The organism is Streptomyces sp. ITFR-16 (genome assembly GCF_031844705.1).
GTDB lineage: Bacteria > Actinomycetota > Actinomycetes > Streptomycetales > Streptomycetaceae > Streptomyces.
Genome location: NZ_CP134609.1, coordinates 5,365,176 through 5,380,488, shown reverse-complemented (window position 1 = coordinate 5,380,488; position 15,313 = coordinate 5,365,176). Strand labels below are relative to the sequence as shown.

The window sequence follows — 15,313 nt, the reverse complement described above, 5'->3', positions numbered from 1 at the left end:
CATGAGAATGACATGGGCCGACTTCTGGGCACTCATAGACACGTTGAACGGTGAGGCAGACGAGGCGAACTGCCGGCGGCTCTCCGGGGAGCTGGGCCGCCGCCCGGTCTCAGACATCGTGGGCTTCGCCGAACGCCATGCCGAGGCTCTCTACCGCCTGGACCAGGAGAAATTCGGTGTCCTGCCGGTGGTCGACCTGTCGGATGGCGACGGAAACCCGTTCCCCATGTCGGCCGACCAATTCCTGTACACGCGTTGCGCCGTGGTCGCCGCCGGCCGAGCCGTCTGGGAGAGCGTCTTCTACGACTCCGGGAAGTTCGCCCCCTACGCCTCCACCCACTACGACGCCGAGTGGCTGCTCTACGTACCGGACAAGGCCTACGAGCTGGCCACCGGCCGGGAGTGGGACCGCTCAACCCGGTACTGCGTCGAGACCTTCTCCAACAAGGACGGCTGGCCGCACCTGAGGGACTGAGGTCGGACAGTCCGAGCCACCCCGCTGTCCCGCCCAGCAGGAATCTCATAGCGGCTCCCGGAGGCAGCGCGGAGAGGCCCCCCATCCACCATGTCCCGGAGGCAGAATGTGACCGATGGGTTTCTCTCAGTCACTCGGGGGTTCAATGGGAAACGCACTCATCGGGTTGGCGGCCGCAGTGGTTGGTGTCACGGGCACGCTCGTGGCCTCGGTCCTGTCGCAACGCCTTCTAGGACGTGTTCAAACAGAACAATTCCAGCGCCAGCAGCAGTTGGCCGACACTCAGTGGCGGCGCGAGCAGGAGGTAGCGGAGCTGAACCGTCGCCGCGACAGCTACATGCAGGTCAACGCTTCCTTCCGGCGCTACCGAACCCATCTTGTGAACTTCCTTTGGACTGTGCACAAGGGAGCTGTCACGCCGGACGCACGAGAACTGGTCGAAGAGGCTCGAAGCGATCACCACTCAGTGTTCGCCGAAGCGCAGCTGATCGCGTCCGCAGCGGTTCTTGTCGAGTTGGACGAAATGACTGCCGCGCTGTCCGAGGTCTATCGGCGGATCATGTGCCTGGAGGAAGGGAATCCTGACCCGGACGGGTCCTTCGACGGCATCAGGGCGGACTTCGCCCGACTCTGGGATCGATGGGAAAGGATGCGCGGCGTGATGCGCACCGATATCGCCCTCGAGGCCGTCACCGGCCGGCAGGCAGGGATCGGCCCCCGACCGTTCGCGCCTCTCCCCGCAGGGGCCCCGCACACGCCCCAGGCCGCCTGACCCGGCCCCTCATCAGAGGGAAGCAGTTGATGAGGGGCCGGACATACGCCCACCCCGGACGACGCCCAGTCCGATGCGCGACATGCAACGACCCCGGCAAGCCGAAGCCATACCGGGGTCGTCGTCGGCACGCGGTGCGGGTGTGCCCGTGCTCGTCGTTCAGGGGGTTACTCGGCCGGGGACTGGCCCTTGCGGCGGCGGAGGAGGAAGACCGCGCCGCCGCCGATCACGACCAGGGCGATCGCGATGCCGGCGATGACCGGGGTGGCGTTCGAGCTGCCCGTCTCGGCGAGGTTGGCTCCGGTCGTGCTGCCGCCGGCCGTGGCCGTGGTCGTGTTGGGCTGGTCGACGGTCTGGGTGTCGAGGCCGCCCGTGGCGGTGCCCGTCGTCCGGCAGTCCAGCACGCCCTTGAACGTCCGGCTGAACCCGCCGGGGCCGGTGACGGTGACGTCGTACGCCTGGTCCTCGGCGACCGGGACGGTCACGGTCACGGACTTGCCGGCCTCGACCGTGTGCTCCGCTCCGGCCAGTTCGAAGGTGTATGCCGCGTCGCCCTCGTTGCCGAGGGTGATGTCGACGCCGCCCTTGCCGCAGTTCTTCTTCGCGGTGGCGGCCGGGATCGCGCCCTTGCCCGCCCAGGTCGCGGTGGCGCTCGCGGAGACCGTGGACTCGCTGGAGCCGGCCAGGATCTGGGTCTGGCTCCGGGTGACACCGGCGAAGGCACGGCCGACCGGGACCGAGGTGGTCGCCTGGACCGTCAGGGCGGCGGAGCCGTCGGCGGCGCCCTTGGGCACGTCGAAGTAGAGCTGGGCCCCGTCGGCCGCCGTGGTGACGGGCTTGCCCTTCTTGTCGGTGATCGCGATGCCGCTGGCGGAGTCGGCGGGCGGGGTCACCGAGACCTGTCCGGCGTTGGTGCGGACGGTGACCGGGCCGAGCCGCGAGCCGGACGGGCCGGACACCACGGCCGGGTCCAGCGCCAGGGACGCCTTGGGCTCGGCGGTGTCGGTGGCGCTCTTCTCCAGCCAGGCGGCGAGCTTCTGGGCCTGGGCGTCGGAGGCGTCGACGTCGGCGTCGTCCGAGTAGCGCCAGATGGCCACCTGGGTGCCGGCCGCCGCGGTCTTCTCGGTGAGCGGCCCGGTGCCGGCCTTCTCGGCGAGGGCCGACAGGTCGTCGACCTGGGGGTAGGAGTGCTCCAGGATCCAGCGGATCCGGCCGGCGTTCCTGTTGGCGCCCAGCGAGGTCTGGTTCCAGGGGGTCTCCAGGTACTTCGCCTGGTCCTGGGTGGGGTTGTGGATGTCGATGCAGTACGTCTTGAGCTTGCCGCCGCCGTCGACGGTCATCTCGAAGAGGCCCGCGGGCAGCTTCTGGTCCTTGCCGTCCGTGTGGAGCACGGCGGTGTCGTACGTCTTCAGCCCGTCCAGGACCGCGGTCGCCCCGCCCTGGTGCGCGGGCGCCTCGTCGGCCACCGCACCGCCCGCGCCGACCAGCGCCCCGGCCATCACCAGACCGGACGCCACCACCGAGGCGGCCAGGCGGGCTATGCCCCGTCTCTGTCGGGGGCCGGCCGCCGCCGTGGCTGACGAAGCGGTCGCTGAAGAAGCAGAAAACACAGAATTCCCCTCCGGGCGAGACCCTCGCGCCCGGTGCGCGTGTGGGGAATGTCCCGCCAGTCGACTCAAGTGCCCTGTGAGTACTGGGAAATCCTAAGGACGGAGCGAAGCACAGTCCCCCGTCATACCGTCGGACAACCATTCCGAATCGGAATCGTTATCCCGGGTAACGTCCGCGCGGCGGATGACGGCCCGGCCCTCCGGCGTGGTAGGTCATGACACCGGCACCGGCTCGGCATCGGCCTTCTGACGCGCCGTCCGGCGCCGCGCCGCCGGACGCCCCCGGCGCTCGGGGGCCTGCTCGACGGCCTCCGGCTCCCCCTCCCGCTCCTCGGGCGCCCCCTCCTTCCGTACCGCCCAGAGGTCGGGCCCGGACTCCGCCGGACCCTCCCTGAGAGACGTCAGCCCCGGCTCACCCCTGACCACCCGCCGGAACGCCGACGTCCCGCGTGTCAGGTCATGGCCCACGGCCACCGCCTCGATGTCCACGAATGTCCGCCGCTGCCCCTCCCGTTCCTCCTCGCGCACCTTCAACCTGCCGTGCACCACCAGGGGTTCGCCCACGGAAACGGAACCCGTCAGATTCGCCGCGAGCGTGCGCCAGGCCCATACCGTGTAGAAGCTGGTGTGCCCGTCGGTCCAGAGCTCCTTGGTCCGGTCCCAGCGGCGCGGTGTCACCGCGAAACGGAACCGGGCCATTCCCCCGGCCGCGGTCTCCCGGAATTCCACACCGGTCGCCGCGTTGCCCACCAGCGTCACCAAGGTCTCGTTCATGAATTCGCCTCCCCTTCGGCCCGGACATTCAGTGATCGCGCTGTTGCGCCCGGTCACTGGTCCCATGCTGAAGGAGAGGCGGAATTCCTGCCGGAGCCTGTGGACTAACGGCCTGTTGTGGAAAACTCCGTCACCGCCACATACCGCTCGCGCACCTCGCGGTAGCGCACCAGCTCGGCCGCCACCGGGTCGAGCACCCGGGCCCGCCCGCAGGCCGCCGCCGCCTCGCGCAGCCGGCGCTCGGCCTCCTGGCCGTACCGCCGCGCGGGCCCCCGGGCCGCCGCCGCGCAGGACCACTCGACCAGCGGTCCGCCGATGATCCCCGCCAGCATCACCAGCGCGGGCGTCAGCAGTCCCGGCTCCAGTACGCCGATGATCTGGCCGGCCAGCCAGAGACCGCCGAAGATCTGCAGCAGGGTCATCGCCACCTGGGCGAGCACGGCCGCCGGCCACCAGGCGGGGCGCGGCGGCTTCGTGCGCGCGCCGGAGGCTCCCCCGTCGGCGGGTCCGGGCTCACCGGCGGCCGGTTCCGCGCCCCGGTTCTCCGTCGCCCCGGCCCGGCCGGACAGTTCGTCCAGCGCCTCGGGCAGGCCCTCCGCTCCGTGCACCGCCGCCTCGCGCACCGCCTGGGCCCAGGGGCCGGGCAGTCCGTCGGCGGCGTCGTCCGCGACCGTGCGCACGGCCTGTTCGACGCGTTGGCGCGCGGTGAGGTGTTCCTCGGGGGGCGCGGCGAGCGCCGTACGGTCCAGGCTGCCCGGCTGCCGCGTGGACTCGTACCAGCGCCAGAGGCGCAGCCACGGGGTGCCGCAGGCCCGTCCGGCGTTGCGGCGCCACTCCCGTTCGGCGGCCTGGCCCGCGGCGGCCGCTCCCACGGCCTCCGCCAGCCGGTCGGCGAACTCCTCTCGGGCCCGCTCCCCCAGTCCCGGCCGCCCCTCGGCGACGTACACCGGGCGGAGCCTGGCCGCCGCGGCGTCCACATCGGCGGAGAGCCGGCGGGTGGCCGCCGTGCGGTCCTGGACGAACCGGCCGAGCAGTTCCCGCAGTTCGCCGACGCCCTCACCGGTGAGGGCGGACAGCGGCAGGACGGTCGCGCCGGGTTCGCCGTGCTCGCCGAGGGCCATGCCGTCCTCGTCGAGCAGCCGGCGCAGGTCGTCCAGGACCTGGTCGGCCGCGTCGCCGGGCAGCCGGTCGATCTGGTTGAGGACGACGAAGGTGACTTCCGCGTGTCCGGCGAGGGGCCGCAGATAGCGCTCGTGCAGGGCGGCGTCCGCGTACTTCTCCGGGTCCACCACCCAGATCACCGCGTCGACCAGCGCCAGCACCCGGTCCACCTGGTCGCGGTGGCCGCGCGCCGCCGAGTCGTGGTCGGGCAGGTCGACCAGGACGAGGCCCTGGAGCGCCTCGTCGGCCGCCGTGCCGCCGGTCCCCGGCCGGCGCCTGAGCCGGCCGGGCACGGCCAGCCGGTCCAGCAGACCGGCGGCCCCGTCCGTCCAGGAGCAGGCGATCGGCGCCGCGGTGGTGGGCCTGCGGAGCCCGGTCTCGGAGATCTGGGCGCCGGCGAGGGCGTTGAAGAGGGCGGACTTGCCGCTGCCGCTGGCTCCCGCGATGGCGACGACGGTGTGCCGGGAGGAGAGCCGCTGCCGGGCGGCGGCCTCGTCGAGCACCCGGCCCGCCTCGGCGAGCGCGCTCCGGTCGAGCCGGGCCCGGGAGAGTCCGACGAGTTCGCGCAGGGCGTCCAGGCGCGGCACGAGGGGGCTGTCGGTGGCGTACGCCTCCACCTGGGGCCGTACGTCGTCCTCCGCAAGCGCCTCCGGGACCGCTTCGGGCGCGCCGTCCTCGGCGGCGGCCGAGGCCCGGCGGGCGATGAGCCCGTCGTCCCAGCCCGTGCCGGGCGTCTCCGGTGCGGAGCCCGTGCCGGGGGCGGCGGCCGCCTCCGGCCGGCGGTTCCTGCCCCGGCTGCGGCCCGGACCCTTGTCAGTGACGGCAGTCATCGCTGCCACCTCTCCTTCTGCAGTACGGACAGGGCGGCGATCAGTTCGGCCTGCGGTTCGGGGGCCACGTCGAGGGCGTCCAGGGGGGCGAGGCGCCGGTCGCGTTCGCCGCCGAGCACCTGGTCGAGGTAGCTGGTGAGCAGCGCGCCTCCCTTGTCGCGCAGCCGCAGCGCGCCCTGGGCCCCGATGCGTTCGGCGAGCTGTTCGCCGGCGGTACGGGTCCGGCGGCCGCCGAGCAGGGCTGCGGCCAGGAGCGCGGCGACGGTCTCGGGGTCGGGCGCGGTGTTGCGCTCCATCAGGCGGAGTTCTTCCTCGGCCAGTTCCTCCAGGACCCGGCGCCATCTGCGTACGGTCATGGCGATCCGGCCCCGGATGTCCTCGGCCGGTCCCCAGCCGCCGTCCTCCCGGCCGGCCGACTCGAAGGCGAAGAGCCCGGCGGCGGGTTCGCGCCGCCAGGTGGTGCGGATCTGCTCGTCGGCGGCGGCGACGGCGCACTCCAGGAGCGCGGCGAGGCTCTCCACCAGCGCGTCGAGCACTTCCTCGGAGGTGCTGTAGAGCGGGTAGCCGCGCCAGCGGGTCCGGGCGTCCCCGGCGAGCGCGCCGCCGTTCTGCAGCCGCCGCCGGACCCGGGCGCCCTCCTTGGCGTACGCGTCCTCGACCACACCGGTCAGCCGTACGGCGGCGGCGTACTGGGCGGCGACGGCCCCGGCGAGCGCCGGCATCCGGACGTCGAGGGAGTCGATGACCCCGGCGGCGGTCCGCCCGACCGCCTGCTGACGGGCCGCCGGGTCCTGGGCACGGTGGGTGAGCCAGGCACGCAGCGGGGCGACGGCGGTGGTGGGCAGCAGTCCGCTGCCTCCGCCCGCCGATTCGGGGAGTTCGGGGATGGTGAAGCGCGGCACCTCGCCGAGGCCGGCCTTGGTGAGCAGGGCGCCGTACTGCCGCGACACCTCGGCGAGCACCTGGTGCGGCACCCGGTCGAGCACGGTGACGAGCGAGGCGTTGTACTCCTTGGCGGTACGCAGCAGATGCCAGGGCACGGCGTCGGCGTACCGGGAGGCCGTGGTCACCATGACCCAGATGTCCGCCGCGCAGATGAGTTCGGCGGCCAGGACGCGGTTGCGGACGACGAGGGAGTCGATGTCGGGGGCGTCCAGCAGGGCGAGCCCGCGCGGCAGCCCGGCCGCGGTCTCGACGCGCAGCGCGGTCCCTTCCTCGGCCGCGTTCCCGTCGAATCCGTCGAGGTCGTCGCACTGGCCGGGGTCGGCGGACTCCTCGGGCGACAGCCAGACCCGGGTGAGCTGGGGCAGGACCCGGACGCCGGTGAACCAGTGGTGGTCGTCGGGGTGGCAGACGAGGACGGGGGTGCGCGTGGTCGGCCGGAGCACTCCGGCCTCACTGACCCGGCGCCCCACGAGGGAGTTGACGAGCGTCGACTTGCCGGCACCGGTCGATCCGCCGATGACGGCGAGCAGGGGGGCTTCGGGGTCCTTGAGCCTGGGCAGCAGATAGTCGTCGAGCTGCGCGAGCAGCTCGGTCCTGGTCTGCCGGGCACGTGGGGCCCCTGGGAGCGGGAGTGGAAGACGCACGGCAGCGACACGGTCGCGCAGGGCGGAAAGTGCGTCGATGAGCTGAGGCCGTACGTCCAAGGTCACCACATGCGAAGAATGCCCAATTTTGGCGCCTTTTTGAAGCGTATAGGCCCCTCTGCGCGCCGGTTCCCCCGTCCGGACAGAGGGGACGAGTGGGGCGCAGGCATAACGAGTGCACAACACCCGGGGCGTGAGGCGTCAAAAGCGGTGCACGAATCGCACCTACCTGCGATTATCGTTTCGCTTCACCGAACCTCCACATCGTGCCACGCAGGTGAAGCAACCGGGTCGAGCCAATCGGAGCCCTATCCTTGTCCCGGCAAGGTCACGGACCGCCCGGGTCCAGGGCTCCAGGTCACCGAAGCCACCACCCGGCCCCCGTAGCTCAGTGGATAGAGCAGGCGCCTTCTAAGCGCTTGGCCGCAGGTTCGAGTCCTGCCGGGGGCGCTTTCGCCCAGCCCGTATCAGGCCCTCCCTCGGGAGGGCCTTTTCAGCAGGCCACAGCACCGTAGCGAGGGTGTTGTAGTGACGGCGTAAGAGCGGGGATGCGTCCGCCTGCGTGAATCGATTCATCACAGCGGGTGAGCGGGACCCCCGCAGGCGTCGCGCCGAAGCTCTGCGGGGGCGGTGCACCCGGACCCCCTTCCCATCACCTCACCCTTCAACCATCAGAAGTTCCCCGTGCCCACCCATTGACTGCGCCCGCACCCCCCGTCTAGCTTCCGAGGAACTTGATTGAAACCTTTCACGTAGCCGCACAGTCCACCGCTCAGGAGCCCCTCATGAACATGCCCGTCAAGGGCCCGGATGCCGGACCGGCGCCGGGGCCGGTGCCGGTTCTGGCGTTGAAGGGGGTGAGCAAGTCCTTCGGGGCCGTGCGGGCGTTGCGGGATGTGTCGCTCGAACTCTTCCCCGGTGAGGCGCACGCGCTCGCCGGGGAGAACGGAGCGGGCAAGTCCACGCTCATCAAGGCGCTGGCCGGGGTGCACCGTCCTGACAACGGTGTCGTGCTCCTCGACGGGGAGCCCGTCGTCTTCCACGGGCCCGCCGGGGCGCGGGACGCCGGGATCGCCGTCATCTACCAGGAGCCGACGCTCTTCCCCGATCTGTCCATCGCCGAGAACATCTTCATGGGCCGTCAGCCCCGGCGTTCCTTCGGGCGGATCGACCGCAGGGCCGTGCGGGAGACGACGGCGGAGCTGATGGGGCGGCTGGGGGTCGACCTCGATCCGGACCGGCCCGCCCGCGGGCTCTCCATCGCCGACCAGCAGATCGTCGAGATCGCCAAGGCGCTCTCGTTCGACGCGCGGGTCCTGATCATGGACGAGCCGACGGCCGCGCTCACCGGCAGCGAGACGGCCCGGCTGTTCTCCGTCGTACGGACGCTGCGCGCCGAGGGCGCCGCGGTGCTGTTCATCTCGCACCGGCTCGACGAGATCTTCGAGCTGTGCCAGCGCGTCACCACCCTGCGCGACGGCCGCTGGATCGCCTCCGAGCCGCTGGACGGGCTCACCGAGGACGATCTCGTGCGCCGGATGGTCGGCCGGGATCTCGGTGAGCTCTATCCGAAGCAGGAGGCGGCCGTCGGTGAAGTGGCGCTGTCCGTGAGCCGGCTGACGCGGGAGGGGGTCTTCCGCGACGTGTCGTTCGAGGTGCGCCGGGGCGAGATCGTCGCGCTGGCCGGTCTCGTGGGGGCCGGCCGGACCGAGGTGGCACAGGCCGTCTTCGGGGTCGACCGGGCCGACGCGGGCGAGGTGCGGGTGAACGGCACCGCGCTGCGCGCCGGTTCGCCGACCGCCGCGATGGCCGCCGGGCTCGCCCTCGTACCCGAGGACCGCCGGCAGCGCGGGCTCGTCATGGAGATGTCCATCGAGCGCAACATCGGGCTCACCGGCCTCGGCGAGGTCCGCCGGAACGGGCTGGTCAGCCGGGCCCTGGAGCACGACCGCGCCGCCGACTGGGCGCTGCGGCTCCAGCTCAAGTACAGCAGGCTCGCCGACACCGTCGGGGTGCTGTCCGGGGGCAACCAGCAGAAGGTCGTGCTGGCCAAGTGGCTGGCCACCGAACCCACCGTACTCATCGTCGACGAGCCCACCCGGGGCATCGACGTCGGCACCAAGGCCGAGGTGCACCGGCTGCTCTCCGCGCTGGCCGCCGACGGCCTCGCGGTGCTGATGATCTCCTCCGACCTGCCCGAGGTGATCGGCATGGCCGACCGGGTCCTCGTCATGCACGAGGGCCGGCTCGTCGCCGAACTCCCGCGCGCGGACGCCACCGAGGAGAACGTCATGAAGGCCGCGACCGGACTCGGCGAAAGGACAGCGGCATGACCACCACCGTCGCCGGCCCGCCGGACAGCGGTCCCGAGGCGCCGGCCCGCAGTGCGGCCTCGCTCGTGGACACCGTGTTCCGGGCCCGGGAGATCTCCATCGCCGGGGCGCTGGTCCTGCTGATCCTCGGCACCTACCTGGCCAATCCGCGTTTCCTGTCCGACCAGGGCATCAAGGACCTGCTGCTCAACTCCTCCATCCTGGTGCTGCTCGCCGTCGGCCAGTCGGCCGTCGTCATCACCCGCAACATCGACCTGTCGGTCGGCTCGGTCGTCGGGCTCTCCGCCTTCGCCTGCGGGAAGTTCGTCGCCGGGACCGACCACGGTGTGCTCGTCGTGATGCTGCTCGGGATCGCGATCGGCGTGGTCTGCGGGCTGGTGTCCGGCGCGCTCGTCAGCTTCGGCCGGGTCCCGGCGCTCGTCGTGACGCTCGGCATGCTCTACATCATCCAGGGCGTCGACTACTGGTGGGCGCAGGGCGACCAGATCGGCGCCGCCGAGGTGCCGGACCCGATCCTGGGGCTCGGCAGCGGAAGCGTCCTGGGAGTGCCGTATCTGCCGCTGATCGCGGTGGTGCTGCTCGCCGCGACCGCGTACTTCCTGCGCAGCTACCGCTCGGGGCGCGAGCTGTACGCGATCGGGTCGAGCCCGGAGGCCGCGCTGCTGGCCGGGGTGCCGATCCGGCGCCGGATCCTGGCCGCGTACGCCTTCTCCGGGGCGGTGGCCGGGTTCGCCGGCACGCTCTGGCTCGCCCGGTTCGGCACGGTCGTCGCGGACAACGCGCACGGCTGGGAGCTGACCGTCGTGAGCGCCGTCGTCGTCGGCGGGGTCGCCATCACCGGCGGCACCGGGACCGTGTGGGGCGCCGCGCTGGGGGCCCTGCTGCTGACCACCATCGGCAGCGTGCTGGTGGTGCTGAAGGTCGACGCGTTCTGGCAGGGCGCCATCACCGGCGCGCTTCTGCTGCTGGCCATCAGCATCGACCGGATCGTGAACCTGAGGATGACCGCCGCACTGAGGAAGAGGAGCGCCCGGCATGGCAATGGCGCCTGAGACGCAGAAGGCGGAGCCCGCCGTGCCGGGCGCCGCGAGGACCAGGGGCTCGCTGCGGAGCCTGGCACTGCGGTGGGACACCGCGGTCGGCGCGCTGCTGGTGGCGGTCTTCGTGGCCGGGCTCGGCACCACGGACGGCTTCGGCTCGGCGGACAACCTCGCGTTCGCGTTCAACGACATCGCCGAAGTCGCCCTGATCGCCCTGCCGATGACGCTCCTCGTGGTCGCGGGCCAGGTCGATCTTTCGGTCGCCTCGATGCTGGGCCTGGGCAGTGCGCTGACCGGTGCGCTGTGGGACGCGGGCTGGGCGTTCGAGACGATCGTGCCGGTGGTGCTGCTGGTCGGCGTGGCCGGCGGGCTGCTCAACGGCTGGCTGGTCACCAGGGTCGGGCTGCCCTCGCTGGCCGTCACCATCGGCACGCTGGCGCTCTACCGGGGCCTGGCCTCGGTGGCGCTCGGCAGCGACGCGGTAACCGACTTCCCGCAGACGTACGCCGACTGGGCCGTGGACACCACCACGGTGCCGGGCACCTTCCTCACCTATCCCGTCCTGCTGTTCGTCGTGCTCGCCGTCGTCACCGCGGTGGTGCTGCACGCGACCGGGCTGGGGCGCTCCCTGTTCGCGATCGGGGCGCAGGAGGAGGCCGCGTACTTCGCGGGCATCCGGGTCAAGCGGATCAAGCTGCTGCTGTTCGTCGTGACCGGGCTGTTCTCCGCCTTCGCGGGGATCGTCTTCACCCTGCGCTACGGAAGTGCCCGCGCCGACAACGGACTCGGCTTCGAGATGCTCGTGATCGCCTCCGTGCTGCTCGGCGGCATCGACTTCGACGGCGGAAAGGGCACGCTCTTCGGTGCCGTCGCCGGGGTGCTGCTCATCGGCGTCCTGAAGAACCTGCTGACGCTCAACGACATCGCCAACGAGGTGCAGGTCATCGTGACCGGTCTGCTGCTCGTGGCCTCCGTCCTCACCCCGCGCGTCATCGCCGCCGTGGTCGAACGACGGCACCGGCGCGCCGCGGGCGCCCGGCCGTAACCCCTTCCATCCGCACTCCTCGAAAGGCACCCCGCCGCCATGACGCTCCGCACAGCCGCCGGTCGCCGCGCCGTCACCACCGCCGCCACCGCCCTCTCGCTCGCCGTCGCCCTCAGCGCCTGTTCCGGCACCACCAAGGACAGCGCCGACAAGGGGCCGGCGAAGTCCGGGGCCACCGCGAAGGCCGATCCGGGCGCGCCGCTGAAGAAGGGCCTGAAGCTGGCCTTCCTGCCCAAGCAGATCAACAACCCGTACGAGAAGATCGTCGACGACGCGGGGATCGCGGCCGCCAAGGAGTACGGCGGCACGGGCAAGGAGGTCGGCCCCTCGGACGCCAGCGCCTCCTCGCAGGTCAGCTACATCAACACGCTGATCCAGCAGCGCCAGGACGCGATCCTGGTCGCGGCCAACGACCCGAACGCGGTGTGCGGCCCGCTGAAGCAGGCCATGAAGAAGAACATCAAGGTCGTGGCGTACGACTCCGACACGGCGAAGGACTGCCGCCAGCTCTTCATCAACCAGGCCAGCTCCGAGGAGATCGGCCGCAGCCTGGTCCAGCACCTCGGTGAGCAGATCGACTACAAGGGCAAGATCGCGATCCTCTCGGCCACCCAGAACGCGACGAACCAGAACACCTGGATCGAGTTCATGAAGGACGAGCTGAAGCTGCCCAAGTACAAGGACATGAAGCTCGTGAAGGTGGCGTACGGGGACGACGCGGACCAGAAGTCGTTCCAGCAGACCCAGGGCCTGATGCAGGCCTACCCCGACCTCAAGGGCATCATCTCGCCCACCACGGTCGGCATCGCGGCCGCCGCCCGCTATCTGAGCGACTCCTCGTACAAGGGCAAGGTCGTGCTGAACGGCCTGGGCACGCCGAACCAGATGCGCAAGTACGTCAAGAACGACACCGTCGAGCAGTTCTCGCTGTGGAACCCGGAGGAGCTGGGCTACCTCGGCTCGTACGCGGCCGCGGCGCTGGCGTCCGGTCAGATCACCGGGGCCGAGGGCGAGAAGTTCAAGGCGGGCAAGCTCGGCGAGTACACGATCGGCAAGGACGGCGAGGTCATCCTCGGCAAGCCGACGGTCTTCGACAAGAAGAACATCGACCGGTTCGACTTCTGACCGCCCGCCCCCTTCGCCGGGAGTCCCTGAGCATGCAGCGTGTCTGCTTTCTGCTGAACGTACGCGAGGACCGCGTCGAGGAGTACCGCGCGCGCCATGCCGCGGTCTGGCCGGACATGCTCGCCGCGCTGTCCGCGGCGGGCTGGCACAACTACTCGCTCTTCCTGCGCGAGGACGGGCTGCTCGTCGGCTATCTGGAGACGGAGGACTTCGACGCGGCCCGGGAGGCGATGGCCGCCACCGATGTGAACGGGCGGTGGCAGCGCGAGATGGCGGACTTCTTCGAGCAGCCGGAGTCGGCGGACGAGGCGATGGTGCCGCTCACGGAGGTGTTCCACCTGGCGTGAGGCCCGGAAGCGGCGCGGCTACCTCGCGGCGACGACCAGCAGGGCGAAGGCGGCGAGCGAGAACGCGGTCCGGACCTGGTGCAGCAGGTTCCAGCGGGCCTCGAACGCGGTCCGGGCCGCGCTGTCGGGTTCCGTTCCCTCGGAGGCGGCCAGCGCCTTGTTCAGGGGGATGTTGCCCGCGATCGTGATCAGGTGCGAGACGACCGCGCAGACCAGCGCCGCGGTCACCGCGGGCCATCCCGCTTCGCCCCGTCCGGTGGCCAGCACGGCGGCCGGGAAGGCGATCACACCGAGGAAGAGGACCAGGAACGCGGGTCCGGGGACCTTCTCGTTGAAGCGGCGCATCGCGGCCGTGAAGCCGTCGTCGGGCAGCTGCGCCAGTCCGGGCATGACCGCGATCAGGAACGTCAGCAGAAAGCCCGCGTAGAGGCCGTTGGCGATCACGGCGAGAGTGAGGGACAGGGAGGTCATGGCCTCATCATGACGCGGCGAGGGCGGCCGCACAGCCGAAATTCGCAAGGCTGTGCGAGCCTCCCTTCCGGCCGGCCCGCTCAGTCCATCTCGCCCTCCTGCGCACCGGCTCCGGTGTCCTCGTGGCCGCCCTTGAGCCGGTCCGCCTGGCCGATCGCCGTGGCCAGCTTCGCCACCGAGTCGTCCTCGGTGCGTGCGGCCAGCTCCTTGGCCCGGGAGGCCAGTTCACCGAGTCCGGGTGCGCCCGGAAGCGAGCCGCCGCGCAGACGGTCCGCGAAGTAGGCCGCCACGGCCGTCACCTGGAGCCGGGTGCTCCGGTTGCCCCACAGCTTCCCGGAGAGCGCGCCGGTCTCCACCGAGCCCGCCTTCTCGTGCGGGGCGCGGGACTTGGGGTCCAGCCAGCGCACGGTCGCGGTGGCCACATGGCCCGAGGCGCCGTCCCGCAGCCGCACGGCGTACAGCGCCGTGACCGTGTGGCCGGGCCCGACCTCGCCGCCGTCCACGCTGTCGTCGCGGAAGTCCTCGTCGGCGACCTTGCGGTCCTCGTAGCCGATCAGCCTGAACTTCTCCACGGTCTTCGGGTCGAAGGCGACCTGGGCCTTGGCATCGCGGGCCGTCAGCTCCAGGTGCGCGGGCAGCTGGTCGACGAAGACCTTGCGGGCCTGTTCCTCGTCGGCGATGTACGTGGTGTGGCCGTCGCCCTTGTCGGTGAGCTGCTCCATGAAGGCGTCGCCGTAGTCGCTGCCGACGCCGACCCCGAAGAGGGTGATGCCGTAGTCGCGGCGGGCGTCGGCGATCCGTTCGAGGATGGCGTCGGCGTCGGTCTCGCCGGTGTTGGCCAGCGCGTCGGAGAGCAGGACGACACGGTTGTTGGCGCCCTTGCGGTGGCCCTCGACCGCCTCCTCGTACCCGCGCCTGATGCCCGCGCCCACATTGGTGGAGGCGGCGGACTCCATGGAGTCGACCGCGTCGTGGATCCTGCCCCGGTGGTCCCGCAGCCGGGTCATCGGCAGCACGGTCTTCGCCTCGTCGCTGAAGGTGACCAGGGATACCGCGTCGTCGTCGCGCAGTTCGTCGGTGAGGATGCCGAGGGAGGTCTTCACCAGGCCGAGGCGGTCGGGCGAGTCCATCGATCCGGAGATGTCCACGACGAAGGTGAGGGCTGCGGGCGGCCGTTCGGCGGCGGGCGGCGCGGCCCTGGTCGCCAGGCCGACCCGTACGAGCGACCAGTCGTCGTCCTTCCCGCCGGCCCGGGCGCCGTCGACGGAGACCGTGAAGCCGTTGCCGTCGGGGCGGCGGTAGCCCTGGCGGAAGCTGTTGACGAACTCCTCCGGCCGCACGCTCTGCGGACCTGGCAGGTGCCCGTCGGCCAGGGTGCGGCGCGCATAGCCGTAGGAGGCGGTGTCCACGTCCAGGGCGAAGGTGGAGAGGTAGTCGGGCGGTGCGGACTCCTTCAGCCGGTCCGCCCCGTCCGTGCCCTTGTCCTTCGCCCCCTCCTCGGCCGCCCCGCCGGTCGCGGCCGGTGCGGGGACGGGCGCGCCCCGCCGGTCCCCGGCGGACGACTTGCCGCCGTTGCCCTCCCCCGAGCAGCCGGTGAGCAGCACCCCACCCGCCAGCAGAAGCCCCACGGCCCCCCGGTACATCCGTGTGCGGTGCGTTCGTGTGCGGTGCGTCCGTGTGCTGCGTTCCATCCCGTACCCCCCGGTGTCGTCGTGTCAGCACTTGTGAATGTGACGTACGA

Annotated in this window: 13 protein-coding genes and 1 tRNA gene; 8 read left to right on the top strand and 6 right to left on the bottom strand. The window is 71.5% G+C overall.

What is annotated here, in order from left to right:
* Position 1: 1 nt before the first annotated feature.
* Together RLT58_RS23830 and RLT58_RS23825 are read left to right on the top strand one after the other, a co-directional pair.
* Positions 2-475 carry a DUF4240 domain-containing protein gene (locus tag RLT58_RS23830; RefSeq protein ID WP_311312404.1) on the top strand — a complete coding sequence of 158 codons (474 nt, stop codon included), beginning with the start codon at positions 2-4 and terminating at the stop codon, positions 473-475.
* Between the two features lie 115 nt (positions 476-590).
* Positions 591-1,247: a hypothetical protein gene (locus RLT58_RS23825; RefSeq protein WP_311312403.1), complete on the top strand. Its 657-nt coding sequence runs from the start codon at positions 591-593 to the stop codon at positions 1,245-1,247.
* 167 nt (positions 1,248-1,414) lie between these two features.
* Here RLT58_RS23825 and RLT58_RS23820 read toward each other — a convergent pair whose 3' ends face one another.
* The 4 genes from RLT58_RS23820 to RLT58_RS23805 all read right to left on the bottom strand — a co-directional run bounded on the left by RLT58_RS23820 (position 1,415) and on the right by RLT58_RS23805 (position 7,271).
* Positions 1,415-2,857, bottom strand: coding sequence for a Cys-Gln thioester bond-forming surface protein (locus RLT58_RS23820; RefSeq protein WP_311312402.1), 1,443 nt, complete (start codon positions 2,855-2,857; stop codon positions 1,415-1,417).
* A 213-nt stretch (positions 2,858-3,070) separates the two neighbouring features.
* Positions 3,071-3,631, bottom strand: coding sequence for a single-stranded DNA-binding protein (locus RLT58_RS23815; protein ID WP_311312401.1), 561 nt, complete (start codon positions 3,629-3,631; stop codon positions 3,071-3,073).
* Between the two features lie 104 nt (positions 3,632-3,735).
* Positions 3,736-5,622, bottom strand: a complete 1,887-nt coding sequence (locus tag RLT58_RS23810; RefSeq protein WP_311312400.1) for a YfjP family GTPase — start codon at positions 5,620-5,622, stop codon at positions 3,736-3,738.
* A complete protein-coding gene (locus RLT58_RS23805) occupies positions 5,619-7,271 on the bottom strand; it encodes a dynamin family protein (protein WP_311314623.1) in 1,653 nt (550 codons plus the stop codon). The genes RLT58_RS23810 and RLT58_RS23805 overlap by 4 nt, the downstream gene beginning before the upstream one ends.
* A 317-nt stretch (positions 7,272-7,588) precedes the next feature.
* Between RLT58_RS23805 and RLT58_RS23800 the strand changes: the two genes are divergently transcribed.
* The 6 genes from RLT58_RS23800 (at position 7,589) to RLT58_RS23775 (ending at position 13,101) form a co-directional block, all read left to right on the top strand.
* Positions 7,589-7,661: transfer RNA gene (locus RLT58_RS23800), tRNA-Arg, on the top strand.
* A 335-nt stretch (positions 7,662-7,996) separates the two neighbouring features.
* Positions 7,997-9,544, top strand: a complete 1,548-nt coding sequence (locus RLT58_RS23795) for a sugar ABC transporter ATP-binding protein (RefSeq protein ID WP_311312399.1) — start codon at positions 7,997-7,999, stop codon at positions 9,542-9,544.
* Positions 9,541-10,596 carry an ABC transporter permease gene (locus RLT58_RS23790; RefSeq protein ID WP_311312398.1) on the top strand — a complete coding sequence of 352 codons (1,056 nt, stop codon included), beginning with the start codon at positions 9,541-9,543 and terminating at the stop codon, positions 10,594-10,596. The genes RLT58_RS23795 and RLT58_RS23790 overlap by 4 nt, the downstream gene beginning before the upstream one ends.
* Positions 10,580-11,629 carry an ABC transporter permease gene (locus tag RLT58_RS23785; protein ID WP_311312397.1) on the top strand — a complete coding sequence of 350 codons (1,050 nt, stop codon included), beginning with the start codon at positions 10,580-10,582 and terminating at the stop codon, positions 11,627-11,629. Before RLT58_RS23790 ends, RLT58_RS23785 begins: the two co-directional genes overlap by 17 nt.
* A 39-nt stretch (positions 11,630-11,668) precedes the next feature.
* Positions 11,669-12,754 carry a rhamnose ABC transporter substrate-binding protein gene (gene rhaS, locus RLT58_RS23780; RefSeq protein WP_311312396.1) on the top strand — a complete coding sequence of 362 codons (1,086 nt, stop codon included), beginning with the start codon at positions 11,669-11,671 and terminating at the stop codon, positions 12,752-12,754.
* 32 nt (positions 12,755-12,786) lie between these two features.
* Positions 12,787-13,101, top strand: a complete 315-nt coding sequence (locus tag RLT58_RS23775) for an L-rhamnose mutarotase (protein WP_311312395.1) — start codon at positions 12,787-12,789, stop codon at positions 13,099-13,101.
* An 18-nt stretch (positions 13,102-13,119) separates the two neighbouring features.
* Here the strand turns inward: RLT58_RS23775 and RLT58_RS23770 are convergent, their stop codons facing one another.
* A complete protein-coding gene (locus RLT58_RS23770) occupies positions 13,120-13,572 on the bottom strand; it encodes an anthrone oxygenase family protein (RefSeq protein ID WP_311312394.1) in 453 nt (150 codons plus the stop codon).
* 80 nt (positions 13,573-13,652) lie between these two features.
* Positions 13,653-15,215: a vWA domain-containing protein gene (locus RLT58_RS23765; RefSeq protein WP_311312393.1), complete on the bottom strand. Its 1,563-nt coding sequence runs from the start codon at positions 15,213-15,215 to the stop codon at positions 13,653-13,655.
* Positions 15,216-15,313: the final 98 nt, after the last annotated feature.